The sequence below is a fragment of the Priestia flexa NBRC 15715 genome (assembly GCF_001591565.1).
GTDB lineage: Bacteria > Bacillota > Bacilli > Bacillales > Bacillaceae_H > Priestia > Priestia flexa.
The window spans coordinates 1-26,045 of the sequence record NZ_BCVD01000045.1; the positions used below are offsets into that span (position 1 = coordinate 1).

The 26,045-nt window shown below is 38.5% G+C and carries 29 protein-coding genes; 6 read left to right on the forward strand and 23 right to left on the reverse strand.

Going from position 1 to position 26,045, the window contains the following annotated elements:
• On the forward strand, nucleotides 1–245 hold a 245-nt coding region (locus BFL01S_RS20905), incomplete at its 5' end, for a hypothetical protein (protein WP_218008535.1).
• Nucleotides 246–411: 166 nt separating this feature from the next.
• On the opposite strand, the gene BFL01S_RS09540 is transcribed toward BFL01S_RS20905, so the two are convergent.
• Nucleotides 412–822 carry a YppG family protein gene (locus BFL01S_RS09540; RefSeq protein ID WP_061785559.1) on the reverse strand — a complete coding sequence of 137 codons (411 nt, stop codon included), beginning with the start codon at nucleotides 820–822 and terminating at the stop codon, nucleotides 412–414.
• A gap of 239 nt (nucleotides 823–1,061) precedes the next feature.
• Between BFL01S_RS09540 and BFL01S_RS09545 the strand changes: the two genes are divergently transcribed.
• The gene (locus tag BFL01S_RS09545; protein WP_025907386.1) at nucleotides 1,062–1,253 is read left to right on the forward strand and encodes a YppF family protein; all 192 of its coding nucleotides are present in this window, start codon (nucleotides 1,062–1,064) and stop codon (nucleotides 1,251–1,253) included.
• A 121-nt stretch (nucleotides 1,254–1,374) separates the two neighbouring features.
• On the forward strand, nucleotides 1,375–1,548 hold the full coding sequence (locus BFL01S_RS20710; RefSeq protein ID WP_167556155.1) for a hypothetical protein: 174 nt from the start codon (nucleotides 1,375–1,377) through the stop codon (nucleotides 1,546–1,548).
• Between the two features lie 68 nt (nucleotides 1,549–1,616).
• Here the strand turns inward: BFL01S_RS20710 and BFL01S_RS09550 are convergent, their stop codons facing one another.
• The 3 genes from BFL01S_RS09550 to BFL01S_RS09560 all read right to left on the reverse strand — a co-directional run bounded on the left by BFL01S_RS09550 (nucleotide 1,617) and on the right by BFL01S_RS09560 (nucleotide 3,589).
• Nucleotides 1,617–1,967 (reverse strand): YppE family protein, encoded by a 351-nt coding sequence (locus BFL01S_RS09550; RefSeq protein WP_025907384.1) that lies wholly within the window; start codon nucleotides 1,965–1,967, stop codon nucleotides 1,617–1,619.
• A 40-nt stretch (nucleotides 1,968–2,007) separates the two neighbouring features.
• Complete coding sequence (locus BFL01S_RS09555) at nucleotides 2,008–2,253, reverse strand: hypothetical protein (protein WP_025907382.1); 246 nt, start codon at nucleotides 2,251–2,253, stop codon at nucleotides 2,008–2,010.
• Between the two features lie 382 nt (nucleotides 2,254–2,635).
• A complete protein-coding gene (locus BFL01S_RS09560; protein ID WP_035319803.1) occupies nucleotides 2,636–3,589 on the reverse strand; it encodes a DUF2515 family protein in 954 nt (317 codons plus the stop codon).
• Between the two features lie 115 nt (nucleotides 3,590–3,704).
• On the opposite strand from BFL01S_RS09560, the gene recU reads away from it, so the two are divergent.
• Both recU and BFL01S_RS09570 read left to right on the forward strand, forming a co-directional pair.
• Nucleotides 3,705–4,307 (forward strand): Holliday junction resolvase RecU, encoded by a 603-nt coding sequence (gene recU, locus BFL01S_RS09565; protein WP_025907378.1) that lies wholly within the window; start codon nucleotides 3,705–3,707, stop codon nucleotides 4,305–4,307.
• A gap of 63 nt (nucleotides 4,308–4,370) precedes the next feature.
• Complete coding sequence (locus BFL01S_RS09570; RefSeq protein WP_082802722.1) at nucleotides 4,371–7,094, forward strand: transglycosylase domain-containing protein; 2,724 nt, start codon at nucleotides 4,371–4,373, stop codon at nucleotides 7,092–7,094.
• Nucleotides 7,095–7,118: 24 nt separating this feature from the next.
• On the opposite strand, the gene BFL01S_RS09575 is transcribed toward BFL01S_RS09570, so the two are convergent.
• The 19 genes from BFL01S_RS09575 to BFL01S_RS09660 all read right to left on the reverse strand — a co-directional run bounded on the left by BFL01S_RS09575 (nucleotide 7,119) and on the right by BFL01S_RS09660 (nucleotide 24,738).
• Nucleotides 7,119–7,637 carry a YpoC family protein gene (locus BFL01S_RS09575; RefSeq protein ID WP_025907376.1) on the reverse strand — a complete coding sequence of 173 codons (519 nt, stop codon included), beginning with the start codon at nucleotides 7,635–7,637 and terminating at the stop codon, nucleotides 7,119–7,121.
• Nucleotides 7,621–8,289 carry an endonuclease III gene (gene nth / locus BFL01S_RS09580; protein ID WP_061785560.1) on the reverse strand — a complete coding sequence of 223 codons (669 nt, stop codon included), beginning with the start codon at nucleotides 8,287–8,289 and terminating at the stop codon, nucleotides 7,621–7,623. The genes BFL01S_RS09575 and nth overlap by 17 nt, the downstream gene beginning before the upstream one ends.
• A 157-nt stretch (nucleotides 8,290–8,446) precedes the next feature.
• Nucleotides 8,447–9,151 carry a DnaD domain-containing protein gene (locus tag BFL01S_RS09585; protein WP_025907372.1) on the reverse strand — a complete coding sequence of 235 codons (705 nt, stop codon included), beginning with the start codon at nucleotides 9,149–9,151 and terminating at the stop codon, nucleotides 8,447–8,449.
• A 213-nt stretch (nucleotides 9,152–9,364) separates the two neighbouring features.
• Nucleotides 9,365–10,657 carry an asparagine--tRNA ligase gene (asnS, locus tag BFL01S_RS09590; protein WP_061785561.1) on the reverse strand — a complete coding sequence of 431 codons (1,293 nt, stop codon included), beginning with the start codon at nucleotides 10,655–10,657 and terminating at the stop codon, nucleotides 9,365–9,367.
• Between the two features lie 151 nt (nucleotides 10,658–10,808).
• Nucleotides 10,809–11,993 carry a pyridoxal phosphate-dependent aminotransferase gene (locus tag BFL01S_RS09595; RefSeq protein WP_025907367.1) on the reverse strand — a complete coding sequence of 395 codons (1,185 nt, stop codon included), beginning with the start codon at nucleotides 11,991–11,993 and terminating at the stop codon, nucleotides 10,809–10,811.
• 128 nt (nucleotides 11,994–12,121) lie between these two features.
• Nucleotides 12,122–12,613, reverse strand: a complete 492-nt coding sequence (locus tag BFL01S_RS09600; protein WP_025907365.1) for a cell wall elongation regulator TseB-like domain-containing protein — start codon at nucleotides 12,611–12,613, stop codon at nucleotides 12,122–12,124.
• An 11-nt stretch (nucleotides 12,614–12,624) separates the two neighbouring features.
• Nucleotides 12,625–12,795 (reverse strand): YpmA family protein, encoded by a 171-nt coding sequence (locus BFL01S_RS19945; protein WP_064484047.1) that lies wholly within the window; start codon nucleotides 12,793–12,795, stop codon nucleotides 12,625–12,627.
• Nucleotides 12,796–12,982: 187 nt separating this feature from the next.
• Nucleotides 12,983–13,792, reverse strand: a complete 810-nt coding sequence (locus BFL01S_RS09605) for a ComEC/Rec2 family competence protein (RefSeq protein WP_144593608.1) — start codon at nucleotides 13,790–13,792, stop codon at nucleotides 12,983–12,985.
• 89 nt (nucleotides 13,793–13,881) lie between these two features.
• On the reverse strand, nucleotides 13,882–16,686 hold the full coding sequence (gene dinG, locus BFL01S_RS09610; protein ID WP_235859217.1) for an ATP-dependent DNA helicase DinG: 2,805 nt from the start codon (nucleotides 16,684–16,686) through the stop codon (nucleotides 13,882–13,884).
• A 114-nt stretch (nucleotides 16,687–16,800) separates the two neighbouring features.
• Complete coding sequence (panD, locus tag BFL01S_RS09615; RefSeq protein ID WP_061785562.1) at nucleotides 16,801–17,184, reverse strand: aspartate 1-decarboxylase; 384 nt, start codon at nucleotides 17,182–17,184, stop codon at nucleotides 16,801–16,803.
• 21 nt (nucleotides 17,185–17,205) lie between these two features.
• Nucleotides 17,206–18,051: a pantoate--beta-alanine ligase gene (gene panC / locus BFL01S_RS09620; RefSeq protein ID WP_061785563.1), complete on the reverse strand. Its 846-nt coding sequence runs from the start codon at nucleotides 18,049–18,051 to the stop codon at nucleotides 17,206–17,208.
• Nucleotide 18,052: 1 nt separating this feature from the next.
• On the reverse strand, nucleotides 18,053–18,886 hold the full coding sequence (gene panB / locus BFL01S_RS09625; RefSeq protein ID WP_025907356.1) for a 3-methyl-2-oxobutanoate hydroxymethyltransferase: 834 nt from the start codon (nucleotides 18,884–18,886) through the stop codon (nucleotides 18,053–18,055).
• 271 nt (nucleotides 18,887–19,157) lie between these two features.
• Entirely contained in the window at nucleotides 19,158–20,144 is a 987-nt protein-coding gene (locus BFL01S_RS09630; RefSeq protein ID WP_061785564.1) for a biotin--[acetyl-CoA-carboxylase] ligase, read from the reverse strand.
• Nucleotides 20,114–21,319: a CCA tRNA nucleotidyltransferase gene (locus BFL01S_RS09635; protein ID WP_025907352.1), complete on the reverse strand. Its 1,206-nt coding sequence runs from the start codon at nucleotides 21,317–21,319 to the stop codon at nucleotides 20,114–20,116. Before BFL01S_RS09635 ends, BFL01S_RS09630 begins: the two co-directional genes overlap by 31 nt.
• A gap of 15 nt (nucleotides 21,320–21,334) precedes the next feature.
• Nucleotides 21,335–22,462 carry an N-acetyl-alpha-D-glucosaminyl L-malate synthase BshA gene (bshA, locus tag BFL01S_RS09640; protein ID WP_061785565.1) on the reverse strand — a complete coding sequence of 376 codons (1,128 nt, stop codon included), beginning with the start codon at nucleotides 22,460–22,462 and terminating at the stop codon, nucleotides 21,335–21,337.
• Nucleotides 22,459–23,172, reverse strand: a complete 714-nt coding sequence (bshB1, locus tag BFL01S_RS09645) for a bacillithiol biosynthesis deacetylase BshB1 (protein ID WP_025907348.1) — start codon at nucleotides 23,170–23,172, stop codon at nucleotides 22,459–22,461. Before bshB1 ends, bshA begins: the two co-directional genes overlap by 4 nt.
• Before the next feature lie 11 nt (nucleotides 23,173–23,183).
• The gene (gene mgsA / locus BFL01S_RS09650; protein ID WP_025907347.1) at nucleotides 23,184–23,582 is read right to left on the reverse strand and encodes a methylglyoxal synthase; all 399 of its coding nucleotides are present in this window, start codon (nucleotides 23,580–23,582) and stop codon (nucleotides 23,184–23,186) included.
• Between the two features lie 12 nt (nucleotides 23,583–23,594).
• Nucleotides 23,595–24,395, reverse strand: a complete 801-nt coding sequence (dapB, locus tag BFL01S_RS09655) for a 4-hydroxy-tetrahydrodipicolinate reductase (protein WP_025907346.1) — start codon at nucleotides 24,393–24,395, stop codon at nucleotides 23,595–23,597.
• A 1-nt stretch (nucleotide 24,396) separates the two neighbouring features.
• Entirely contained in the window at nucleotides 24,397–24,738 is a 342-nt protein-coding gene (locus BFL01S_RS09660; RefSeq protein ID WP_061785566.1) for a nucleotide pyrophosphohydrolase, read from the reverse strand.
• A 304-nt stretch (nucleotides 24,739–25,042) separates the two neighbouring features.
• Here BFL01S_RS09660 and BFL01S_RS09665 point away from each other — a divergent pair, with 304 nt between their 5' ends.
• The gene (locus BFL01S_RS09665) at nucleotides 25,043–25,912 is read left to right on the forward strand and encodes a YitT family protein (protein WP_061785567.1); all 870 of its coding nucleotides are present in this window, start codon (nucleotides 25,043–25,045) and stop codon (nucleotides 25,910–25,912) included.
• Nucleotides 25,913–26,045: the final 133 nt, after the last annotated feature.

Genomic DNA, 26,045 nt, shown 5'->3' on the forward strand with positions numbered 1-26,045 from the left:
TTCTCACTCTACAAAGCATTCTCATAAAAAGCACCGTTCTTATAAAAAACATTCTCATTCCACAAAACACTCTCATAAAAAACACCGCTCTGAAAAGAAAAAAACATGTTTCTGTAAAGAAAAACACTCTTACAATAAGCATCAACCTTCTCAAACGTTTAAACATTCCCATAAAAAAGAGAAACACTCTTCAAAAAAATATGGTCACAAGAAAAAAATTGGGCATTCACACTTACCTAACTTAACAAGCCATCCAATTACAGGCAAAAAGCCAGTTAAAAAATGTGACCATTCTCCTTGCTTCTGTAATCACCCATTCAACCGCTTCTTTAGATAAAACATTACATGCTCTACAAGACGTTATAGCTTCTTGTAGAGCCCTTTTATTCCATTTACATACTATACAATTCTTTATATTTTAAAGATACCTGTAAACCCTTTTACTAAGTTTGTTAATTGATTCATTGCTCCCATCATCTGTCCCGCTGTATTCATCATTTTATTAACGTCATAATTTCCGTCTGAAGATTTAAATTGAGACATTAAAGAATGAAACTGGTTAGGCTGTTGCTTCATTTGCTGATTACCTTTTGGATAAGGATTTGGAAAAGGCATTCCATTTTGATAAAAAGGGTATTGCTGTTGGTTGTTTACATATTGCATTTGGGGTGGAACTTGAGCATAAGGCTGTTGCGGCAACTGTGTATGATGCCATGGTTGCTGATGATATTCTGGAAATGGGTACACCTGACTTAAATCAAACCGTTCTTCTTCCCATTGATTCTGCATGTAATATGGATAAGGATTCTGTTGATTATACATACTGGCTCGCTACCTCCCTTTAAAAATTTTATTATATGGTATGTGGGTACTCAATCTGAGGTGACGCACTACACCTTTTATTTTTCACTTTATATTTAGAAGAAAGTTGTGAAAAATGTTAGTTTCTGTCGAAAGTTTAAATTTTTCAAAAAAACGAGATAATTTCAATCTATGTTACGATAACTATAAGTGATGCTAACAAGACAAGCACACAAAATGGGGATAAGGAGTGAATTTACATGTATGTGAACGAGCTTCAACAAGCTTTTATGGCTAAAAAACAGTATGAGCCAACTTCAAGTAATGAGCTGCTAGACTTCGCGCAGCAGCAGTATTTAAAAGGTTGTTTAACACTATCCGATTATAAAATCGCCGTTCGTGAGTTAGAACAAATCGGAGCTTCAAAACCCGAATTTGCACACGAGAATTAATTGTACTACATTGCCCTCAGCTAATTGACTGAGGGCTTTTCTATATTTAACTACTTATACTCACCGCTACTGTGACGCATATTAAAAAAGATCGTCCATTTCATTTCAAGGAGGAGTTTCGATGAGTCGAGGAAAACACTTTAACCATAAAAAGCAAGGGCATGAACCAACCGTTTCGCAAGCGGGGCAGCCCGTTACACCAAAACACACTCAAAAAGTGGATTATGTAATCAATACAGTCGGTACGGAAGACGATCCTGCTGTTAGCATCCACGTGCAAAAAGATAACGATTAATTCAATTACAACACAGCAAAAGCCTAAAAGTGTAAACACACCTTTAGGCTTTTACTGTTTAATCAAACTTAACCGTTCATTAAAATGGACTCTAATACGTACTTATTTGATTGATACATTTGCTTAAAGCGCTTGTCTCGCGTCTCTTGATAAAAAGACTGGAGCACTACGTTTTGCAAGTTTTCACGAAGGGTATCTACTTGATTGATGTGAATATATTTAGGCTTTGTTTCTTTGAGCCACTTGGTAACAAGATCCGTCCACATATCTAACTCATAAAAAAACTGATCAACATATGGTTTGACCTCCCCAAAGAAATTCACCTCATACTCTGAATTACTTTTAATAGTGGATAAACGAGTAAGAGCTAACTCATTATAGTGATGTAGTACCTTTGTTGCTTCTATCATTAAATTCATATTTGTCACCTCAACGATGACATTGTACCATAAATCATCGTTACACTGTACGTAGTAGTACTTCTCTTCTCCGCCATTCTGATTGAGTTGGGATTTCATAGGCTGCAGCTTCAATTTCTCGTAACGACTCGTCAATACGCTGAACGTGATTGCTATATACTTCTTCACAAGTAGTAAACGCTTGATTAACTTGTGAAGATAATGTATCTTCTACAACATCTATTTGCTCTAATACATTATCGAATAAACTTAACACTTCGTTCGTATTTACCATTTTCAGCTTCATAGCCATCCCTCCAACTTTTCGTTTAACTACCTATTCTCTTTTTATTTTTAATCTACCTTCACACATGACAAAACTAGTTTCCATTCGGCAAAGAAAGATGTTTTACGCAGAAAATGTTTTAATTTGCACGAATTGAAATGAGGATGAGTGAAAACACTATGATTAGATTGTGCAAGAAACACGTATTGTATGTGCAGTCAACTTTGTTACAACATTCATTTGGAGGTGTAAGAAGTGGCAAATAAGCATGAACAAAAACAGCCAAAAAACAAGCCTGAAACAAAAACATTTGGTGACCCTAAAAAATTAAACGGACCAAACCGTCCGTCTACGTAATATGTCCACCTAGATAGAAAAAGCTGTTTGTACAAAACAGCTTTTTCTATCTAAAAAACTTCTTTATTCCTACCAAGACATGCAGCTGCTTCTGTTTATTTTGGTACCACTCCGTAATCGGCATAGGTGCGGATAAATCAAGACTCTTCATTAATTTCTTCTCTCTACGCTTTGAAATTCTCCACTGTCCCCTTTTTTTCTCATGATGTGGAACAATTGGAAAGGTCATTCGCAAATAGGGTGTGTCTCTTCTTTTAGACCGAAATACATACTGTTCATAATCAACGCGTGATCCTGTATGAACAGTCGACATTGAAAACTGAAGGAACTTTGGATACAAAGCTTGTGAAAACAACAGTTCACCGAGCTTTTTACCAAGCTTAATTCGCTCATCTACCTTGGTGAAGCTATGTACGGAGCACCCATAAATTTCACCTTCCATTGTAGGGAACAAAACGGAACTAAAATGCAAAGAGTCCTGAAAGTGAAATACTAAGCGATGAAACACTTTCTTCTGGTAGAAAGGATGTGCTATCACCGCTGGCTCAATAATATGCTGTTCATTAATAATGAGAGCATGCATAAGCTCAATTTCTTTCTTCCTTTCCCAAAAGACAGTCCATTTTTCGTACATGAACGGAGATACATCAAAATATTCAAGAAGGTGAAAATAAGACTTCTCGTGTTTTTTTGATATTTCATATAGCAGCAGCTGTGGAAAAGCGTCTTGAAAGATCAGCCAATTCGCTCGCTCGTACGTTAAAAACAATAAATCTCGCGTTTCTATAGATAGTAGCTCAGGAAACCACTTTCCCTGCAAGTCACACATATTCCAGCCTGCGTTTCGTGAAACCATGCTAGCAAGAAACGACCACTTTACTTCAGGATGATTATTGTAAAAAGTTGCGTAAGCTTCTGTTCTTGATATATTATCAATGTTCAACTGTTTTGTTTTGAGCCTAATTGTTTCCACTACTTGCTGTTCAAAGCTTGTCAACATGCTGCTTTCTTCCTTTACATTTGGTATGAACACTAAGTACGTTTTCATTCTATCTCAACTGAAATTTGGTATAATAGAGTGTGCGCGTGTGAAATTAAGTAAAGGAGTGATGTGCATGATTCGTTATCCTAACGGAAAAGCATATAACCCTGCTAAGCCTCCCAACAGTCCTTCCCGGGCGAAAGTTGAGTCCGTATACAGTAATCGAGGTATGACTTTGGAAGAAGATTTAAATGAAACCAATGAGTATTATTTAGCACAAGGAATAGCAGTGGTTCATAAAAAACCTACGCCGATTCAAATTGTGAACGTTGACTATCCTAAGCGAAGTGCTGCAGTTATTAAAGAAGCTTATTTTAAACAAGCTTCTACAACCGATTACAACGGCGTATACAAAGGAAAGTATATTGATTTTGAAGCAAAAGAAACAAAAAATAAAACGTCTTTTCCCTTGCGTAATTTTCACGAACATCAAATTCAACATATGAACCAGATCGTGAAACAAAATGGAATCTCATTCGTTATATTAATGTTTACTTCTTTGGAAGAAATATACCTTTTTGAAGCACCGTCCCTTTTTCCCTATTGGCAAGATATGAAAAAAGATGGACGAAAATCCATCCCAAAAGCCGATATTGAAAAAAAAGGACATTTAATCGAACTTGGTTACCATCCTAGAATCGATTACATAAAAACTATAGATAAATTGTATTTTTAAGAGTATGATATATATGTTTACGGAAATCATTCTCTTACAATTGTTTGAAAGGTAGGAGCTTTTATGTCAGATAATTATCGCTCGCGTGAAGAACGAAGACGAGCAATGAATGACAACAAACAAACGAACAAACCACAAGGAAACAAGAAAAAAGAAAAGAAAAAAGGCGGCATTTTCCGCAAGATTGTTGCTGCAGTTTTCATTTTAGGTATTATTGGACTGATAGCTGGTGTTGGAACCTTTTTCGCATTAATAAGCGATGCACCTAAAGTTGACGACTCTGTTTTAAAAGACTCGTTTTCATCTAAGATTTACGCAAACGATGGAAAAACGGTCATTAAAGAAGTCGGAGGCGAAAAGCGTACATACGTACAATATGATGAAATTCCTCAGACTGTTAAAAATGCGTTCATTGCAACCGAAGATGTTCGCTTTTATAAACACCATGGAATTGACTTTTATCGAATTGGTGGCGCTGTAGTGGCCAACTTCAAAGAGGGCTTTGGATCAGAAGGCGCAAGTACCATTACGCAGCAGGTTGTGAAAAATTCATTTTTATCACCTGAAAAAACCGTAAAGCGTAAAGTACAAGAGATGTGGCTCTCTTATCAGCTAGAACGTAAATATTCAAAACAGCAAATTCTTGAAATGTACCTAAACAAAATCTACTTCTCGACTGGAGAAGTATACGGTATCGCCAAAGCAGCAGAAACATTTTATGGCGTGACTGATCTAAACGATTTAACAATTGATCAAGCCGCTATGCTCGCTGGCTTACCAAAAGCACCATCAACGTATAATCCGTATAAAAACCCAGAGAATGCTACAAAACGCCGTAACACAGTATTAAATTTAATGGCTAAAAACGGATTTATTACACAAGCAGAAGCAGATAAAGCAAAGCAAGTTGACGTGCAGGCAAGTTTGGTTGAACAAAATGAGAAAACGTCAAAGTATGATGTATTCATTGACCAAGTAATTGAAGAAGTTCAAGAAAAAACGGATGCTAACGTCTCTTCTTCTGGATTAGAAATCTACACAACGCTTGACGTGGATGCACAGGATTATGTTGACCAATTAATGAATAACGAAATTGTCACCTTCCCTAACGATAAGTTCCAGGCTGGTCTTGTCGTGTTAAACAATGAGACAGGTGCAGTTGAAGCAATTGGTGGAGGTCGTAACCGCGTAGCTGGAGGCCTAAACTTTGCTACCGACATCGAGCGTCAACCAGGCTCAACAATCAAACCTGTTCTTGACTATGGACCAGCCGTTGAGTATTTAAAATGGTCTACCGCAGAACCAATTAAGGATGAACCACATCAATACTCAAACGGTACGCAAATTCGAAACTATAGCCGAAACTATAAAGGCTGGGTATCAGCTCGTGAAGCTCTAGGACGTTCGTTAAATATCCCTGCTTTAAAAGCCTTCCAAGCTGTAGGAGCTGATAAAGCACAAGAGTTCGGTGAAGGCTTAGGTCTTGAGCTTGGAGAATCTAGCGGCGAAAAGTTTGCCGAAGCGTTTTCTATCGGTGGATTTACTAAAGGTGTTACGCCTATGGAACTAGCCGGCGCTTATAGCGCATTTGCTAACGAAGGAATGTTTACAAAACCTTATACGGTAACAAAAGTAAAATTCTCAGATGGTACAGAGTTAGACCTATCGCCAAAACCGAAGCGTGCGATGCAAGACTACACGGCGTTTATGGTAACGGACATGATGAAATCCGTTGTTGAAGCACCGTACGGAACAGCACGTGCTGTACGTGTACCTGGCTTAGACATCGCAGGTAAAACCGGAACATCTAACTTTAGTGCCAAGGAAAAAGCAAGCTTTAATATTCCAGAAGGCGGCGTAAAAGATGTGTGGTTCTCAGGCTTCACGCCAAAATACACGGTATCAGTTTGGACAGGATATGAGAAAAATTCCGACGGCTATATTTATAGTGAAAACGAAAAAGCCATGGCAAAGAATATTTTCAAGCAAGTCATTACACACGTATCTCAAGGTGAAGAAAAAGGCAGCTTTAAACAACCTGATAGCGTGGTAAAACGTGCCGTTGAAAAAGTCTCAAGTAAAGATGTGAAGAAACCAAGTGGTGCAACACCAAAAGATTCAATCACGTATGAGTACTTCGTACGCGGCACAGAGCCAACAAAAGTTTCTCAAGTCTTTGTAGAAAAAGAGAAAGAAAAAGAAGAGAAAGAAGAGAAAGAAGAAAAAGCAAAACTTACAGCTTCCTTCAGCGAAGGTTCTAACGCCATTAACGTTAACTGGTCAGGTGGCGATGACGAAACAGAATTTACCGTCAATATGACCTCTTCTGATGGCGTGAGCCAAACGTTAGCGGATAAAGGAAGTGCTGGCAGCACCTCTATCCCATCACCTACTCCAGGTGCGACGTATAGCTTCATCTTAAGTACAAATAACGCCGGCAGCGCAAGTGCTTCTGTAAAGGTACCTCAAACAGCTGAAGAGGAACCAGAAGATGATTCGGAATCCGAACCGGGTGATGAAGAGCAAAATCCTGATGAAGGAACGCGCCCTGAAGATGAAAACGAAAACGATGGTGAAGAAACCGATCAGCCTGATAGCGAAGGTCCACAGAACCCTGATCAAGGTCAACAGCCTGATCAAGGTGAAACGGAGAACTCTAGTGAACCACCTAGTCAGCCTGGAAACAATGGCAATAATGGAAACGGAAATAATGGCACTAACGGCAATGGACAAGGAAACAACCAACAGCCTCCTGCCACTCCAGATCAACAAACTGAAAATGAATAAAATAAACCGCTCACGATGAGCGGTTTATTTTTTTAAACGTATACGCTTAATGGCATACTGCTTTTGCAATTCTGTATATAGTTCACTAAGTTGAACGAATGAGTGATACATTCCAGGCTTTTTCAACAAAAATAATACGCGCTCAGACGTGTTAACTGGCTTGTATGTTAGCTTTTGAATATTAGCTTCCAGTGCTGTAAGACCTTGAAGAGGTCCCCCATTAATCCAAAACAGCGCGCTTAAAAACCGTCCACTCCATTCAGTGACTATCTCTTTTGCGTTTGTCACTTTACGCAGAGAAAATTGTTCATGGAGAATTTTCTCTTGGGTTTTCCATTCTATAAACAACGAGGGGATACAGTCTTCTAGTGAATTCCACGGTGCTTCTAAAAGCCCTTCTTCTTTCGCTACTATATCATAGATAAAAATTGGTTGATGATGCGTTTTATGCCTTAGCAGAGGCGGCTGAAACGAAATAACATCTTGTGCGAAAAAAAATGGATCACGCTTAAATTCAGGCGGCACTTTAACTTTTGCTAACATGCTCACCTCTCGCTTTCATTCGCTTTTTTCCTTCTCGACACAGCTCTAATAATGGACAGGTTGGGCATTGCGGAGACTGAGCTTTACAGTGATAGCGACCAAAGAAAATTAAGCGGTGATGAGTAACTCCCCACTCTTCTTTTGGAACCTTTCGCATCAGCGTTTTTTCTACTTCTAATACTGAATCTTTCCACCGACAAATACCAAGCCTTTTACTAACCCGTTCCACGTGCGTATCAACCGCAATAGCGGGAATACCAAAAGCCACGGAAACGACGACATTAGCTGTCTTTCGGCCCACTCCAGGAAGCTTAGTAAGCTCATCTCGATCTTGCGGTACTTCACCGTTGTACTCATGAATTAAAAGCTCACACAGCTTTCGAATATTTTTTGCTTTATTACGATAAAGACCTATTGAACGAATATCTTGCTGAAGCTCTTCTAATGAAACAGCTAAATAATCCTCAGGTGTTTGATATTTTTGAAATAATTCTTTTGTTACTCTGTTGACAAGTGCATCCGTACACTGAGCGGATAGAGCAACTGCAATCACAAGCTCAAATGGATTTTTATGATCTAATTCGCAGTGTGCATCAGGAAACATTTCAGCCATTACGTCTAAGCAGTGACGAATTTGTGTTAGATTTAACATAGCTTACTAAAACAAACTTAATTTGTTTTAGCTTTTCACCCCTTTTTATTTTGGTATGTATTATCATGCTAAAAAAGCTGATTCAACATCAGGCACGCCTGATGTTGAATCAGCTTTCCTCTTCCGTTAACCACTCTAAGTAATAGAGCATGTTACTTTACTGTTCAAGCCAGTTGAAAAATGGAACGGCTGAGGAATTTTGAGATTGAGAAGGCTTCTGATTTTTTGGTTGTTGATGTTGTCTAAATTTTTGACTATGCGCTCGTGCTTGATCAATAGTCTTAATGCCGTTTTTCTTCCACTCAAACAAGATGCGGTCGATGTATCGAAAGTTTAATTTTCCGGACATAACGGATTCACGAAGAGCCGTTTTAATAATGAGTGGGTCGTGATGATCTTGGTCTACCCACATAGCCAACGTTTCACATTCAAACGGCGAAAGCGGACGACCAAACTCCTTTTCAAAAATAGAATATAAATTTATCTCTTCTTGCTCCTGCTCTTGCTGCACTTCATTTTGATTTTCTTGCATTAATAAATTGATTAGCTTTCTCCAAAGCGGTTTAAGAGAATATTGCTCAGAAATAACCGAAGAGGAATCATCAAGCTGTTCGATCGTTAGAACACCTTTTTGAATAAGATTTCGAAGTACTTCCATACACTTTGTCGTGGAGACGCTCATTTTTGCAGAGAGATCATGTGGAGTGGGAAAGGATTCACCACTATCAATAAATACATTAAGATGCATCAGCATCATAAATTCTGTTTCGTCTAAGCCTAAATCGCTATAGTGATTAAACAATAGCTTTGGAATAGAAACTGAGCCTTGCTCAAACCATGCGATCATGTCATCTTTTTTCATTTTGGAACACCTCTAAAGTTAGTATATCACGAAGGACAGATGAAAACGAAAAACTGTTTACGAAAACTTTCATCAAAAAACAAATAAAAATCCACCGTTTTCTAAAAAGGGTGGACGTTTATTTAATGTGAAACAACATTCATTAGAAAAAGATGGCGTAATGCCACCTTTTTCTAATGGAATAATTTTACATCCGAAGTCACTTCGCTTCTATTAAGGATACAAACGGTTTAATAAGCGTGGGAATGGAATTGTTTCACGAACGTGTTCAACACCACTAATCCATGCTACCGTACGCTCAAGCCCTAATCCGAATCCAGAATGTGGAACTGATCCATACTTACGAAGCTCTAAGTACCATTTATATGTTTCTGTATCTAGCTCATGTTCTGCTACGCGCTGAGCTAGTAGTTCTTGGTCGTGAATACGCTCTGATCCACCAATGATTTCACCATAACCTTCTGGCGCAATTAAATCTGCACATAACACTACATCTGCATTTGTTGGATCCGGCTGCATGTAGAATGGTTTTAATGACGTTGGATAGTGCGTGATAAACACAGGTTTATCATAGCTTTCTGCGATAGCCGTTTCGTGTGGTGAACCGAAGTCATCTCCCCACTGAATATCATCAAATCCTTTTTCATGTAAGAATTTTAGTGCATCATCATACGTAATACGTGGGAACGGAGCTTTAATTTGCTCTAATTTAGACGTATCTCGACCTAGTACATTTAACTCTAGCTTACAGTTCTCTAGTACTGACTGAACCACGTGTGATACGTATTCTTCCTGTACTTTTAAGCTATCTTCAAATTGATAGAACGCCATTTCAGGTTCAATCATCCAGAACTCAATTAAATGACGACGCGTTTTTGATTTTTCTGCACGGAAAGTTGGACCAAATGAAAATACTTTTCCAAGTGCCATTGCAGCTGCTTCCATATAAAGTTGGCCACTTTGTGAAAGGAATGCATCTTCATCAAAGTACTTCGTATGGAAAAGTTCTGTTGTACCTTCTGGCGCGCTTCCCGTTAAGATTGGAGGATCTACTTTTGTAAATCCATTATGATTAAAGAATTCATATGTTGCACGAATAATTTCGTTACGCACTTTCATTACAGCGTGTTGACGCTTTGAACGTAACCATAAGTGACGGTTGTCCATTAAGAACTCTGTCCCGTGCTCTTTTGGCGTAATTGGATAGTCAACTGCTTCATGAATAACTTCTACATCCGTTACTGTTAATTCATATCCAAAAGGTGAACGTTCGTCTTCTTGAACAGTTCCTGTTACGTATAAAGAAGATTCTTGCGTTAAGGCTTTTGCTTTTTTGAAAATATCTTCCCCTACTTCTGCTTTCACAACAACCCCTTGAATAAATCCAGAGCCGTCTCGAAGCTGTAGGAATGCAATTTTACCACTTGAACGTTTATTTGCTAACCAAGCACCGATTGTCACTTCTTTTCCAACGTGCTTACTTGCTTCAGAAATCGTAATTTTCACGATTAAAATCCCTCCAAAAAACTTACATCCTTTAATTATGTATGCCACCCTATTATACATTTCGACACTCACAATAACAAGTAACAATCATGGGAAACTTATGACATCACCAATAAAAGAGCGGCTTCTATAGAAGCCGCTCTCCATCACTTTATTTCATGTGTCTTGCCATAAATGACGCAATTCGCGCCACTGCTTTTTCCAATAGCTCAAGCGAAGTAGCATAAGATAAACGAACATTTTCAGGAGAACCGAATCCTGAACCTGGAACAAGCGCTACTTTTTCCTCTTCTAAAATCGCTTCTACCCAAGCATCAACTGTTTCAAATCCTGTTAGTCTAGCAGCTTCGATTGCATTAGGGAACAAATAGAATGCACCTTGAGGCTTTAAACAAGAAAAACCAGGAATGTCATTAAGTTGTTTATGCATTACGTTTAAACGTTCTTCAAAAGCTTTGCGCATCATTTCCACAGGCTCTTGCGTTCCGTTATAAGCTGCAATTGTTGCATATTGAGCAATCGACGTTGGATTAGACGTGCTGTGACTCGCTAGATTCGTCATTGCTTTTATAATGGTCTCATTACCAGCTGCGTAACCAATGCGCCATCCTGTCATTGAGTGAGATTTAGATACCCCATTGATAATAATCGTTTGCTCTTTGAGAGCTGGTGATAATTCTGCAATCGAAACATGCTCTGCACCATCGTATACTAACTTTTCATAGATTTCATCTGATACAATTAATACATTATGCTTTAAGCAAACTTCACCGATTGCTTCTAGCTCTTCACGCGTATAAATCATACCTGTTGGGTTACTTGGTGAGTTTAAAATCACAGCTTTTGTTTTATTAGTAATCACTGACTCTAGCTGTGCTGGCGTAATTTTAAATTCATTATTTTCAGAACCTTCAACATAAACCGGTGTACCTTCTGCTAGCTTTACTTGTTCAGGATAACTTACCCAGTAAGGAGTTGGGATGATCACTTCATCTCCCTCATCTAAAATTACTTGAAACAATGTATACAAAGCATGCTTTGCACCTGAACATACAATAACTTCAGATGGCTTGTATGTTAAGCTCTGATCACGGTTAAACTTTTCAATAATTGCGTCTTTTAAAGGCATAAGTCCACCTGCAGGCGTATACTTTGTTTGGCCTTCATTCATTGCTTTTACAGATGCTTCTAATATATGCTGCGGCGTATTAAAATCTGGTTCACCTGCACCTAAGCCAATGACGTCATGTCCTGCGGCTTTGAGCTCTTTTGCTTTGGCTGTAATAGCCAATGTCGATGATGGTGTTAAAGCTGATACACGTTTTGCTAATTTCACTAAAATCTCCCCCTATGAACTACGGCTATAATCAGCTATGTAAAGCTGATTATAGCAACAATTTTGCTTCACTCTAAGGTGCAAAGCGTTTTATAACACGTATGTGTAAACATACGTTATAAATAAACTCATTCAGGTTTTGTTAAGCTATAGCGCTTCATAAACTCCCCGCTTGTAAAATCAAGATAGTAGTAAGTTAAATGTTTTTCTTCTTGATCAATATACGTAACTTCCCATAGCGGCTTTTCATTTTCAATTCCTAGTCGAACTGATTTAATTTCTTTTGGATCTCGGTCTCGCTGAACAATCTCTATGGCTTGTTCTTTTGTAATTCCATCTGCTACTTTTTTTAGCACCGCTTTTTGCTTTTGACTTTTTGGAACCCAAGCGATAACATCTTCGTTTTTATTGTTAGTACCTTCTACTACATAAAATGTATGATCTCCAAAATATGCTTGTGTACTCGTCACAGATTTCAGATTAAAATCTTCTTTTGCCTTGGCTGATGCTTTTTTTTCGTCAGCTTGTACATCGTTTACAGCCGCTTTATAAATTGAATGGGTTTGCCACCCTGCTACTAAACATACAACAACAACAATTCCAATAAACCACTTTTTCATTTTATCCCTACTTATGTACGATAAATCGTAAAAATTGCTTTACTTTGATCTTCTTGGTCTAACGCTAGGCCAAACATCAAATCTTTCTTTTTTAACGTTCGATTTAAGCTGTCCACAATTTTATATAAATCAGAAGAATGCTCAATACGAACGGTTGATAAAACTTCAATTTTGCTTTCCATGCTGTTCCTCCTCTTACCAAACACCTCTAAATAAAATGATTATCTGTTTATCATAACACACGGCTTGGCTTTTGGGCTATTGTATTCCCCACCTAAACATAAAATCAAACTGAGAGAATTCGTTCCGCTCCCTCTAAAGCCTCTCTATTTTCATTATAATTATCTCTCTTTCTTTTGCAAAAGAAATTTAGGTAGTCTTCTTAAATTTCATGACGTCATAGATGGTAGGTGACATTTTAATAGAAAGCGATTCTCTTTTATTTGTATCGTATAACTCAACCCATCCATCCGTTAATCTTGATACAAGCTCAGGATGAATAGTACGGTCTTCTTTTGAGAATAAAACACCAATCTGAGGGTTTAACTGCTTTAAAAACGACTCAGACAGCGGCTCACCTTCACCAAAATTTGCGAGTTTAATCAAGTCTATTTTTTTTAATGGCTTCATAAGCAAATGCCTCTCAATAGTAGATGCTGAGTTACTCATATAAAGCATTTGATGCTCGCCGAATGCTATTATCAAATCCATTGAGGGTGAATTTACTTCCTCATGATAAAGAACAGATACATGAATATGCTTTGATAGCTGATACACATCCCTACCTTGCCACATGCGAATATGTTGACTTTGTAAATCATTTGAGCCTTTAGGCAAAACTACTTCTTCCACCTGATATTTCTTTGTAACCCAGTCTACATTTCCGTTGTATTTCTCGCTTTGCTTTGTAATAATCACTTGGTTAATTTGCTTAATATGATAAAAATCCAGCCAATACGCCAACTCTTTTCGCGATTTTTTACTACCTGTATTAATGAGAATAACTCGATCCGTTCCGTCTTGCAAAAGCGTGGCTTCTCCATCGAATAAAGGAAAAAAAGAAATTGCTGCTTCATCTTCTTTAAGGCTAAAGTCCACTTGACTAGCCCCTTGCACGGTAGAACCGTTGCTAAAAAAGCATAAGCATACCGTCCATATTAACATATTTCGTTTAATCATATTAAACACCCTCACTTCCTGTGTTTTCCACTCTTAGCGTGTACATCTACAAGAAGAGCTATGCAAAAAAAGCTTTAGCACTGAGTATGCTAAAGCTTTTTTGACGTCCACCATGCTTCAAAATCATGAAGTGCTACCGAAAATGACTCACTTACGATATCTACATCCGGCAAAGAATGAAGAAAATGAGAGCCGTACATCGTTGTAATCATACGATTATCTAAAATAAAGATAGATCCTTTATCTTGCTTGGTTCGAATTAGTCTTCCGAATCCTTGCTTGAAACGAATGACAGCCTGAGGTAGTGAATAGTCCATAAATGGATTTTTCCCTTCTTTTCGGAGTTGCTCAAATTTTGCTTTTAGAAATGGATGTCGTGGTGACGCAAAAGGTAAGCGAACAATGATGAGACTAGATACTAATTCACCAGGAAGATCAATGCCTTCCCACAAGCTGTTCGTTCCTAATAAAATCGATTGTGAAAACTGCGCAAAGTCTTTTAATAATCGATTTCGATTACGGGTTGTGACTCCTTGACCAAGGATGACAAATTCCTCTAAATCATTTAGTTCTTTCATATACTGATACGTCATTTTTAACATTTCATAAGAGGTAAATAGTACAAGCATGCGCCCTTTAGTAATAGATGCGATATCTAAAATACTTTCTGCCATAATCGCACTATATTCTTCAAGCGTTACATCATTTACAGCTGGCATATCTTTTGGGATATATACTTTTGCCTGGCTTCGATAGTCAAATGGAGACGGTATCGTCATTTGAAGTGGTTGAAAATCATATAAACCAAGCTGTTCAATAATATATGAAAAAGAATGATTGACCGTTAGCGTAGCAGAAGTTAGTATAACGCTTTGCTTTTTCGCAAAAAACGTATCTGCTAACGTGTCCGCTACCGAGAGCGGTTGACGATATAAAAAGGTAGCGTTTGCCGCTCCTTTTGGCTCTATTTCAATCCACGTTACCTCTTCAAGATGCGGCTGGAAGAAAAAGTCCGCAAACTCACTCGACAGATGATGAAATTGTTCAATTGCGCTTGTTAACTCATGAATATGGGACTGTTCCCTTTTTGTAAGCTGCTCCTGATAGGAATCCATCACCTGAAAATCAGCATGTAAAAGAGATAGAATATCGTTCATTAAAAATCTCACTCGAGATGCCTGTTCCTGGATGGTATGCCAATGAAGAGTATTCTCTTCTTGAACATTATAGCGATAGCTCACTCGCCCAATTTCACTATCCGTTTGCTTATTTTTTTTCATTACATACGCATGGACAAGACGAAATAAGTCATCACACTCAATGCGAAGCTTTTCTAGCATTTCTTCTAGTTTTTTCGTATTTAGCCTTATATCATGTTTTTGACAAAGCTTATGTACTTTGTTTAACAAACCTTTATCGTCTAACAAGCCAATCCTGCTCAACAAGGCATGAATGGAAAAGTAATCTAACCTCCCTCCAAGCTCTTCGCTTGCAATCGTGTCGAAATGATGCGCTTCATCAATTACAACCTGTTCATAGCTTGGAAGTAAGTTCCGCTTACTTACAACGTCTAACAAAAGAAGACGGTGATTTGTAATGATAATCTGAGCTTGTGCTGCACGCTCCTGTGCACGATTATAAAAAGAATGTTGGTTCCACGGATGCTTAAAGTCTAAGTGGGAAGGATTGCTTTCATTCAGCTGTTCCCAAAATAGTTTTCCACCTGACGGTAAGTTGATTTCATCAACATCGCCTGTGTCCGTCTCCGTCAACCAAATCAATAGCTTTGCTTTCGTTAGAATAACATCATAGTTATGGTTGCGCTCTTTTAAAAACTGATTAAATTTCCGAATGCTAAGATAATGTTCACGCCCCTTTAAAACTGCTGCGCTTAGCTCAAATGGCATAAGCTTTTTTAACATTGGTATATCTCTTTCCATTAGCTGTTGTTGTAACGTTACAGTATGCGTTGAAACAACTACTGGCTTTTTATGCTGTTGAGCATAAAAAGCAGACGGAATTAGATAAGCAATCGTTTTTCCAATACCAGTTCCCGCTTCAATAAGCGCGTGTTCGTTATCCATTAAGCTCTCATGGACTGCATTCATCATTTTTTCTTGACCCGTTCTCTTTTCAAATGAGCTAAACACTGATGCTAAAGTTTCCCTTTGTTCTTGAAACTCCTCGTATGTAACAAGAACTTCCGATGGCTTCACAACAGGCCTTTGCTTTCTAAGCGCTAAGCCATGAACAAAATCATAACCTTCATGATAATCATCTTGCTTTTCATTCATTATACCTTGAATCAACTCACCAATCTCACTTTTCAAATGCAAAGACAGCGTGTATAGCTGCTTTAATGTTGCAAGAGGAAGACTATTTAATTTTTCCATTAATAGAAGTAAGATCTTCGCCGTCACTTCAGCATCACTGTCAGCTTGATGAGGCTGATCATGATTTAAATTTAAATATTCAGCCAGCTGATTGAGCTTATACCCCTCTACTGTAGGGAGAAGCATACGCGCTAATTCGACCGTATCCACCGTGGATGGATACAGCTTATCATACCCGCTTTGAGCTAATGATTCCTGTAAGAAATTAAGGTCAAAAGCAACGTTATGTGCTACAAAATAAGCATCTTCTAACAGTTCAATAATGTTCTCGGAAATATCCTCAAACGTCGGGGCATCTTCGACCATTTTTTGATGAATATTTGTCAGTTGTGAAATAAAAGGAGGAATTGGTATATTGGGGTTCAAAAACGTTGAGAAACGCTCAACTATGCGACCGTTTTCAACAACCACGGCTGCAAATTGAATAATTTGATCTCCTTGTTTTGGAGAATGTCCTGTCGTCTCTAAATCAACAACAACAAAGCGTTTATTCATCATCATGACCTCACCTGCCTGTTCTTATAGTATAAAAGAAAATACATGCTTCTATACGAAACTACTTATGTAGAGCTTATATTCGCTCAAAAAAATCCCCCTCGATTAAGGGGGATAATATTATAAAATTGTACCAGCTGGCTCTTGTTTAAGCAATTGTTTAATTTTGTTGTGTTCATCCATAATGGCTACTGTTGGATGGTGATCAGCTACTTTTTCTTCAGCTACTAGTACATAAGAGATAATAATAACAACGTCTCCAGGCTGTACAAGGCGTGCTGCCGCACCATTTAAACAAACAACCCCGCTGCCTCTCTCTCCCGGTATAACATACGTCTCTAAGCGAGCACCATTATTATTGTTTACGATTTGCACCTTTTCATTTGGCTGGATACCTACAGCCTCAATTAAGCCTTCGTCAATCGTAATACTTCCTACATAATTTAAATTTGCTTCTGTTACATGTGCTCTATGAATTTTTGCATTCATCATTGTTCGGAACATCGTGAAACCCTCTTTCTATGGTCAAATTCCCATAATAATATTATCAATTAATCGAGCTTTAGAGAATTGTATAGCAATTGCAATAATAAACTGCCCATCTAGCTTGTCTAAAGGCTTTAGCTCTGGGTAAGAATAAATTGCTACGTAATCTATTGTACCGCTTGTATTCTTTTTAATCGTTCTTTCAATTTCCATTTTAACCATTTCAACGTCACGTTCGCCACTTTCAATTAACTGCTTGGCTTTTTGCAAGCTTTGATATAAGGCTGGCGCTTCTTTACGTTCAGAATCTAGCAAGTTTACGTTTCTTGAACTTTTTGCTAAGCCATCTTCTTCACGCACCGTATCAACTGCCACGAGCTCAATTGGGAACTTAAAATCAGTAATCAATCCATGCACCACGGCTACTTGCTGAGCATCCTTTTTCCCAAAGTATGCTCGGTTTGGCTGCACGAGATGGAATAGTTTTGTCAGCACTGTTGCAACGCCGTCAAAATGTCCTGGACGCTTTGCTCCACAAAGTACATCCACACGATCAATAACCGATATGGAAACAGAAGCTTGACCGGGATACATTTCAGCTACGCTTGGATAGAACAAATAGTCAGCTGCCTCCGCTTTTGCCAAGCGTTCATCACGTTCAAAATCTCGTGGATACGTATCAAAATCTTCGTTTGGTCCAAACTGAGTTGGATTAACAAAGATACTTAAAACCACAATATCATTCTCAGCACGTGCCTGCTTAAGTAATGCGAGGTGACCTTCATGTAGAAACCCCATCGTCGGTACAAATCCAATTGTTTTTCCTTGATGCTGAAGCTTGATTGAAAGCTCCTGCATGTCTTTGGCAGTAGAGATTACTTTCATCTTACTTACCCCCATATAAAGCCGTTAGCTGTTCATCATTCATGGTAAATGTATGACTCTCTTCCGGAAATTCACGAGCTTTAACATCATGCACATACTGGGACAGACCTTTTTTTGCAACGTCTCCAATGTTACCAAACGGCTTAACAAATTTCGGAAAGCGCTCAACTCCATACGTCAATACATCGTGATAGACGAGCACTTGACCATCTGTTTCCTTTCCTGCTCCAATTCCAATAGTTGGAACGCTTAGTCTGGTAGAAATATCTTTAGCCACCTGTTTAGGTACACACTCTAAAACCACTGCAATTGCACCAGCTTGCTCACATTTCACGGCATCTTCAATCAACTTTTTCGCTCCGCTCGCTTCTTTACCTTGTACCTTATATCCCCCAAGAACTCCAACAGACTGAGGTGTTAAGCCAAGATGAGCGATAACCGGAATTCCTGCTTGGGTTAATTCTGAAATTGTAAAAATAACGTCGTCTGCGCCTTCTACCTTTAGAGCATGCGCCCCACTTTCTTGCATAATTCGAGCGGCTTGTTTCATCGTTTCTTCTCTTGAAATATGATAAGACATAAAAGGCATATCTGTTACGATAAATGTATTAGGCGCGCCTCTTTTCACCGCTTTTGTATGATGAATCATATCATCGACCGTCACTGGAATCGTTGAGTCGTATCCTAACACAACCATTCCTAATGAGTCTCCTACTAAAATCATGTCCACTTCTGATGCTTCCGCATATTTCGCAGACGGGTAGTCGTAAGCAGTAAGCATCACAATTGGTTCTTGTTGCTGTTTCATTTTTAAAAAATCCAGCTTCGTTTTCAACATAAATCTCCTCCTATACTAGAGGAGATGACAACGCAAAAAACCTTCTTACACTAAAGCGGAAGAAGGTTTTTGACAAAAGTAGTCTATAGCTAAACAGCGTGCTTAAACGCACACGCTTGTCCTTATATATTGTCATCCCTCTGTCCTAGTCTTTTTTAGATCAAGGCAGTTCGTAAACGATAAATTATAAAAAAGAGTATCAGGTGAAGTTCTGTCGATACTACCCTGATACTCGTATTATAAAGAAATATTCTTACATTTTCTAGTTTTATTTCGAAGAGAGTTCAATATCAGCGGAATGAATGTGATGAACCGTTCCATTATCGTCCTCTAACAGCAGGACGCCATCGTTTGTAATCCCCTTTGCATGCCCTTCAATCGTTGCTTTTAAAGTGCGTGCAATAATCCGCTTTCCAATGCTAATAGAATAAGATTCCCATAAATGCTTTACTAATCCAAAACCATTTTCCAAGTAATCTTCATACAAAGATTCCATCTTTAAGAAAATCGCTTGCATAAGGGCTGCGCGATTCACTTCTTTTTGCTCTTCAATTGATAAAGAAGTAGCCAAGTGTTGAATGTCGGAATCAAAATGTTCTAGCTTTTGATTGACATTGATTCCTATCCCAATAATAACAGAGTGAACTTGCTCAACATCAGCTTGCATTTCAGTTAAAATTCCTACTAGCTTTTTATTGTTCACTAAAATATCATTTGGCCATTTGATATCAGGTAGCACATTCGTTACTTCTTGTATCGCTTGTACAATCGCTACAGCGGCTAATAGGGTCAGCTGTGGTGCATGCTGTGGTGGAATGGCAGGTCGTAAAATAATGCTCATCCATACTCCCGTATATTTAGGAGAGTACCATTTGCGAGCAAGGCGACCTCGACCAGCTGTTTGCTCTTCCGCTACAATCACCGTTCCTTCTACAGCTCCTTCTTGAGCAAGACGATGCGCAATTTTTTGTGTTGACTCCACGGTTTCCTCATAGTGAAGGTTTTGACCAATTTTTTTCGTATGCAGGCCAAGAAGCAGCTCGTTTGTACTTACTTTATTAGGCTTAGTGACAATACGATAGCCTTTCTTTCGAACAGCTTCCAGTTCATAACCTTCTTTTCGTAAGTCTTCAATATGTTTCCACACCGCCGTTCTTGAACAGCCTAGCAAGTCGCTAATGCGCTGGCCAGATACATATTCACCCTCTGCGTTTGTAAACATCTCTAATAACGTTCTTCTAATATCTGTTTGCAAGACTGAATCCACTCCTTTATCGACGCTTTGCTATTTTTTATTTCACCATTTAATACTTTCATTTCTATGGTTTGTAACAAGGCTGAAAGCCATGGACCGCCCTTACGATTTAGCCACGTCATAACATCTTGCCCCGTGATGGCAAGCTCTTTCATAGAGTGAATAGGAAGCTCTCGATAACGAGAAACAAGCAAGGTTGTATGCAGATAATTAGTACTTCTCACTAATTGCAAAATTCGATTTACTCTTAAAGAAGACTCTTCTCCAAGTTTATACATCGTTTCTTTTGACCAACCATTTTTTAATACGTCCTCAAGTCCACCAAGCTGAAGCTTCACGGATTTTATTTGTCGATTAGCAAGCTTCCATTTACGTAAAAATGGATCTAAATCAACGCCTAGTAAATAAAGAAGAAGCGTCCAGCATTCCGATATATCTTCAAGCATCATCCAGTCGTATTTACACAAGCGTCGAAAAGCTTCTTCACCAATATCTAATCCCGGCAAATGCTCATATAATTTAGTGTCTGCTATGAGCGCAAGAGCTAAAGAGGGGCGTTTACCCAAAAGAAGCTTCTCAAACTCAATGGTAATTCGTTCAACTGATACGTGCTTCAATAGATTTCCATGCTCTGAAATAGCTCTCTTCGTTTTATCTGAAATAGAAAACGCTAGTTGACTCACAAAACGAACAGCTCTCATCATTCGCAGCGCGTCTTCATGAAAACGTTCTTCTGGATTCCCTACCGTACGAATAAGTTGGTTACGTAGATCCTCTCTGCCATTAAACGGATCAATAATTTCACCTTTTTCATTCATAGCCATAGCGTTGATGGTAAAATCACGACGTTTTAGATCTTCCACCAGTGATGAGATAAACTGAACAGATGTCGGGCGTCTAAAATCTGCATATTCCCCTTCTGAACGAAAGGTAGTCACTTCATATTGCTCTCCTTCATGAAGCACCACAACGGTCCCATGCTCAATCCCCACATGAATTGTTTTTGGAAATAGACTCATAACATCGTCAGGACGAGCAGATGTCGCGATATCTACATCACCTACTTTTCGCTGCAAAATCATATCTCGAACAGCACCACCAACAAAATAAGCTTCGTGTCCGGCTTGTTGTAGTGTGTGAATAATAAATAATGGATGGATGAAAGGCTCTTTCATAATATCCTCCATTCCTTAACGTTGTAAAAGATTGTAATAAAGCTGTTCATATTGGTTTACAATCTCCGTTGAATGAAATTTTTGATTCACTGCCTGTAAAGCTCCTCTGCTTATTTGTTGATGAAGCTGTTGATCACTTAACAATTGCACTGCTTTACTCGCAGCTGTTTCAACGTCCCCTAATTCACAAATATAACCTGTTACACCATCTTCAATAACCTCTGGAATACCACCGATTCTTGTGCCAATACAAGGTACACCACAAGCCATGGCTTCTAGTAGTACGAGACCAAAACTTTCTTTTTCAGAAAACAGAAGCTTTAAATCACTAATGGAGTAGAGCTCCGCTACATTATCTTGCTTCCCTAAAAACAGTACAGCATCCTCAAGGTTCAATTCTTTTACAAGCTGACTTACATTTCTCATATCCGGACCGTCCCCAACGAGCAAAAGCTTAGAAGGAATGCGCTCATGGATTCGTTTAAACGTACGCACAACATCTTGTACTCTTTTAACTTGACGGAAATTTGAAACGTGAATAATGACCTTTTCATCGTCTGAAATACCGTAGTCCTGCTTTAAATTACCAACATCTTTACGATGGTACTCTCGCTCATCGATAAAATTATAAACTGTACAAATATCTTTATCTGGATTAATGAGCTGATTCGTTTGCTCAATTAACGCATCAGATACCGCAGTTACACAATCCGATTTTTCAATTGCAAATTTGATTAGTTCTGTTAAAGACGAGTCTTCTCCAAGAACCGTAATATCCGTCCCGTGAAGCGTCGTTACTATTTTTAGATTTGGTGACACCATTTGCTTAGCTAGAAACGCACACACCGCATGCGGAATGGCATAATGAGCATGAATTAAATCTAATTTCTCACGCTGTGCAACTTCTGCCATCTTACTTGCTAGTGCCAAATCGTAAGGTGGATACTTAAATACAGAATACTGGTTCACTTCTACTTCATGAAAATAAATATTTGGATATACCTTATTTAAACGAAAAGGCATACTTGAGGAAATGAAGTGAATTTCGTGTCCCTTTTCTGCAAGGAGCTTTCCTAATTCAGTTGCGATGACACCAGAACCACCAACTGAAGGATAACACGTGATACCAATTTTTAATTTCATCTACCGCCACCTACTAAATCATCATAAATAAGCAGCGGCTTCTTAGAAAGAAAGCCTTCTGCATACTGAACGCCTACTTCTTTTCCAAACATGCGCTCTCGGCTTTCAACTGTTTCTATATACCCGTTGACCAACGGCGTCTCCACGCTTCCTGCTTGTTTGATGAACTGACTTTCATAAGCTTGTAAGCTTTGCTTTTTCTTTTCAAATGTATTCGTTACATCAACAGCAAAATCGGGTTTATGAAAACCATTAATCATATAAAAATACAGTCCATCCGGTCGATGAGACCCCACGTTTTGCTCTGCCGTATAGTTGCGAATTCCAGCTGAAAATACGGCTTCTTCCACTAGGCGCGCGCAGTTTCCATGATCCGGATGACGATCATCAAAATAAGGAGCAAACACAAGTTTTGGCTGATATTTGCGTATTACCGATACAATTTCTCTAATGTAGGATCGCTGTAACAAAAGTCCTCTATCCGGCATCTGTAATTGAACTCGCTTGTATATACCAAGAAGTTGTCCCGCCTTTTCAGCCTCTTGTTTGCGTAGCTCTACCGTTCCGTTTGACGATAGTTCTGCTTCTGTCAAATCACAGATAACAACTTTTAAACCTTGCTCAGTCATCTTGGCGATAGTGCCGCCCATGCCGATTTCAACATCATCAGCATGAGCTCCAAAAGCAAGAACATCTATTTTTTCAATCATTTTATTTCACCCTATTGTTTTAAAATTGAACGCCACTGTAAATCTCCTCGCTCTAAACCATGGATTAGAACCTCAGCTGTTCCCATATTGGTTGCGAGTGGAATAGCATACACATCACATAGGCGCATAAGTGCTGATACGTCTGGCTCATGAGGTTGAGCTGTAAGCGGATCACGAAAGAAGATAATCATATCCATTTTATTCTGTGCAACAAGAGCACCAATTTCTTGGTCTCCACCTAATGGACCCGATTGAAAACGATGAATCGATAATCCTGTCGCTTCAGAGATTCGCATTCCCGTTGTACCCGTTGCAAAAAGCTCATGGTTCTTTAGAATATGTTGGTAAGCAGTTGTAAATTGAACCATGTCATTTTTCTTTTTATCATGTGCAATTAATGCTATTTTCATATATGACTCTCCTTACTCAATAATATTTTCCAAACCATATACAAGCGTATCAATATTTATTACCGCTTCAACCGCGAGCTTCACGCCAGACATGAAGGACGCACGATTATACGAATCATGACGAATCTTTAATCCTTGTCCAAAGCCACCAAATAATACTTCCTGGTGAGCAATTAATCCTGGCAAGCGTACGCTATGAAGATGAATGCCGTCATATGTAGCTCCTCTTGCACCTGCTAAAATTTCTTTTTCTTCTGAGTGACCTTGCTTTTTCGTTTCACGAACTTCACTAATGAGCTCTGCTGTTTTTAACCCTGTTCCAGAAGGTGCGTCTAATTTTTGATCATGGTGAAGCTCAATAATTTCAACATCGTCAAAATATTTAGCTGCCATTTGAGAGAACTTCATCATTAAAATAGCACCAATCGCAAAGTTTGGAGCAATGATACAGCCAATTCCTTTTTCTTCTGCTAATTCTTTTAATTCCGCTAAATCTGCTTCGGAAAAACCTGTCGTTCCGACTACTGGACGGATGCCGTATTCTAACGCTTTTTTCGTATGTACTCTTCCAATTTCAGGCGTTGTTAAATCAACTAATACATCAGCTTCAACAGTTTGGAAGCATTTTTCAATATCTGTAAAGATAGGAGCTTGAACATTTGGCATTCCTTCTAAGTCGCTAATTAACTTCCCTTCATGAATACGATCAACAGCAGCTACTAATTCAAACGCTTCTGTTTCTTGAATTAGGGTCACAGCTTCTTTTCCCATTCTCCCACGAGGGCCTGCAAGTATAATTCGAGTTTTTTTCATGTTAATTCTCTCCTTGTTCATCAATTTTTGTCCAACGATCTTTATCCCGCGTATTAAATTTCTGCATAACGCGATTATGTGCTTCTTCTAAATCAATATTTAACGAATTGGCAAAGCAAATTAATACAAATAAAATATCGCCCATTTCTTCTTCAACTGTCCGCTCTGCTTCTGTTGTCTTTTTAGGCTTTTCTCCGTAATAATGATTAATTTCACGGGATAACTCTCCAACTTCTTCAGTCATACGAGCCAACATCGCCAAGGGGCTAAAGTAGCCTTCTTTAAACTGTCCAATATATTGATCAACTTCAGCCTGCATAACCTTCATTGATTTATCTGCCATATGTATTCACCTCTTTACCTTCTATGCCTCTCTCATTGCATAATAAGTATTTACCTTTTATTTTTTTGTACATTCAACTTCATATTATAACATTTCTTCCCTAAATTTCTTAATAGAAAAGTTTGATTAACAAACATTATAAATGAATAAAGCTATTCTCTTTAGCCGTGCATGATTCAATATTTAAACGTGTATGATACAAACAAAGCGCTTTGGACGGTTCATTTGGACGATGACATTTCTCTTATCCATTTAGTATGATAGGAAAGAATGTATTCATGTTTATAGAAGGAGGTTTTCTATTGTGAAAGGACTAAAGTTCAAGAATATCTTTTTTATTTTGTTAGGTTCGGCTATTTTTGGATTTGGACTTGTGAATTTTAACATGCAAAACAACTTAGCAGAAGGCGGTTTTACTGGTATTACACTGCTTTTATACTTTTTATTTAACATCGACCCTTCCTATTCAAACTTAGTGCTTAATATTCCACTATTCTTTGTCGGATGGAAGCTGTTAGGACGAACCTCATTTTACTACACCATACTAGGCGTTATCAGCCTTTCTGTTTTCTTATGGATTTTTCAGCGCTTTCCAGTCGATATGCCTTTAAAAGATGATATGACGCTCGCAGCTCTATTTGCAGGTGTATTTATTGGAGTGGGGCTTGGAATTATTTTTAGATACGGAGGGACAACGGGTGGAGTTGATATTATCGCTCGTCTCGTTCAGAAATATATTGGGTGGAACATGGGAAAAACAATGTTTTTATTCGATTTTCTTGTTATTATTACCTCTCTTATCTATTACCTAACCTATACAGAGGCAATGTATACGCTCGTAGCCGTATTTGTCGCTGCTAGAGTCATTGATTTTATTCAAGACGGAGCTTACGCCGCAAAAGGAGCAACCATTATCTCTGCTCGTAACGAAGAGATCTCAGCAAAAATCATGCAGGAAATGGATCGTGGAGTGACTATTTTAAAAGGCCAAGGATCCTATTCTAAACAAGAAACTAACGTATTGTACTGTGTTGTAAGTAAAAATGAAGTCTTTCGATTAAAACAGGTCATCACTTCTGTTGACCCATACGCGTTTGTAGCGGTGAGTGACGTTCACGATGTACTAGGTGAGGGTTTTACATTGGATGAAAATAAAAAGCCGTTAGAACGTTAAATCGTACATACAAAATGAGGGTGGGACATAACAAAACAAATTTCCAAAAAGACGAACACTCGCTTTTCTCACCTCTTTACGTTGTCAGAACAAGTTTATTCCATTGCGCTACGGCCACTCGCTTTCCGCGGGG

Coding starts and splice junctions, on each gene's coding strand:
- BFL01S_RS09540 (WP_061785559.1), bottom strand. CDS start 822: ATGTATAATCAACAGAATCCTTATCCATATTACATGCAGAATCAATGG.
- BFL01S_RS09585 (WP_025907372.1), bottom strand. CDS start 9,151: ATGAAAAAAGATGACATGATCGCATGGTTTGAGCAAGGCTCAGTTTCT.
- BFL01S_RS20710 (WP_167556155.1), top strand. CDS start 1,375: ATGAGTCGAGGAAAACACTTTAACCATAAAAAGCAAGGGCATGAACCA.
- BFL01S_RS09560 (WP_035319803.1), bottom strand. CDS start 3,589: ATGTTGACAAGCTTTGAACAGCAAGTAGTGGAAACAATTAGGCTCAAA.
- BFL01S_RS09555 (WP_025907382.1), bottom strand. CDS start 2,253: ATGAAGCTGAAAATGGTAAATACGAACGAAGTGTTAAGTTTATTCGAT.
- nth (WP_061785560.1), bottom strand. CDS start 8,289: ATGTTAAATCTAACACAAATTCGTCACTGCTTAGACGTAATGGCTGAA.
- bshA (WP_061785565.1), bottom strand. CDS start 22,462: ATGAAATTAAAAATTGGTATCACGTGTTATCCTTCAGTTGGTGGTTCT.
- BFL01S_RS09550 (WP_025907384.1), bottom strand. CDS start 1,967: ATGAATTTAATGATAGAAGCAACAAAGGTACTACATCACTATAATGAG.
- BFL01S_RS09660 (WP_061785566.1), bottom strand. CDS start 24,738: ATGGCAGATAAATCAATGAAGGTTATGCAGGCTGAAGTTGATCAATAT.
- BFL01S_RS09605 (WP_144593608.1), bottom strand. CDS start 13,792: ATGATTAAACGAAATATGTTAATATGGACGGTATGCTTATGCTTTTTT.
- BFL01S_RS09635 (WP_025907352.1), bottom strand. CDS start 21,319: ATGAAAGAGCCTTTCATCCATCCATTATTTATTATTCACACACTACAA.
- BFL01S_RS09545 (WP_025907386.1), top strand. CDS start 1,062: ATGTATGTGAACGAGCTTCAACAAGCTTTTATGGCTAAAAAACAGTAT.
- dapB (WP_025907346.1), bottom strand. CDS start 24,395: ATGAAAAAAACTCGAATTATACTTGCAGGCCCTCGTGGGAGAATGGGA.
- panC (WP_061785563.1), bottom strand. CDS start 18,051: ATGAAAGTAATCTCTACTGCCAAAGACATGCAGGAGCTTTCAATCAAG.
- recU (WP_025907378.1), top strand. CDS start 3,705: ATGATTCGTTATCCTAACGGAAAAGCATATAACCCTGCTAAGCCTCCC.
- panD (WP_061785562.1), bottom strand. CDS start 17,184: ATGTTCCGAACAATGATGAATGCAAAAATTCATAGAGCACATGTAACA.
- mgsA (WP_025907347.1), bottom strand. CDS start 23,582: ATGAAAATAGCATTAATTGCACATGATAAAAAGAAAAATGACATGGTT.
- dinG (WP_235859217.1), bottom strand. CDS start 16,686: ATGATGATGAATAAACGCTTTGTTGTTGTTGATTTAGAGACGACAGGA.
- BFL01S_RS09575 (WP_025907376.1), bottom strand. CDS start 7,637: ATGTTAGCAAAAGTTAAAGTGCCGCCTGAATTTAAGCGTGATCCATTT.
- BFL01S_RS09570 (WP_082802722.1), top strand. CDS start 4,371: ATGTCAGATAATTATCGCTCGCGTGAAGAACGAAGACGAGCAATGAAT.
- BFL01S_RS19945 (WP_064484047.1), bottom strand. CDS start 12,795: ATGGAAAGCAAAATTGAAGTTTTATCAACCGTTCGTATTGAGCATTCT.
- bshB1 (WP_025907348.1), bottom strand. CDS start 23,172: ATGATTGAAAAAATAGATGTTCTTGCTTTTGGAGCTCATGCTGATGAT.
- BFL01S_RS09600 (WP_025907365.1), bottom strand. CDS start 12,613: ATGAAAAAGTGGTTTATTGGAATTGTTGTTGTTGTATGTTTAGTAGCA.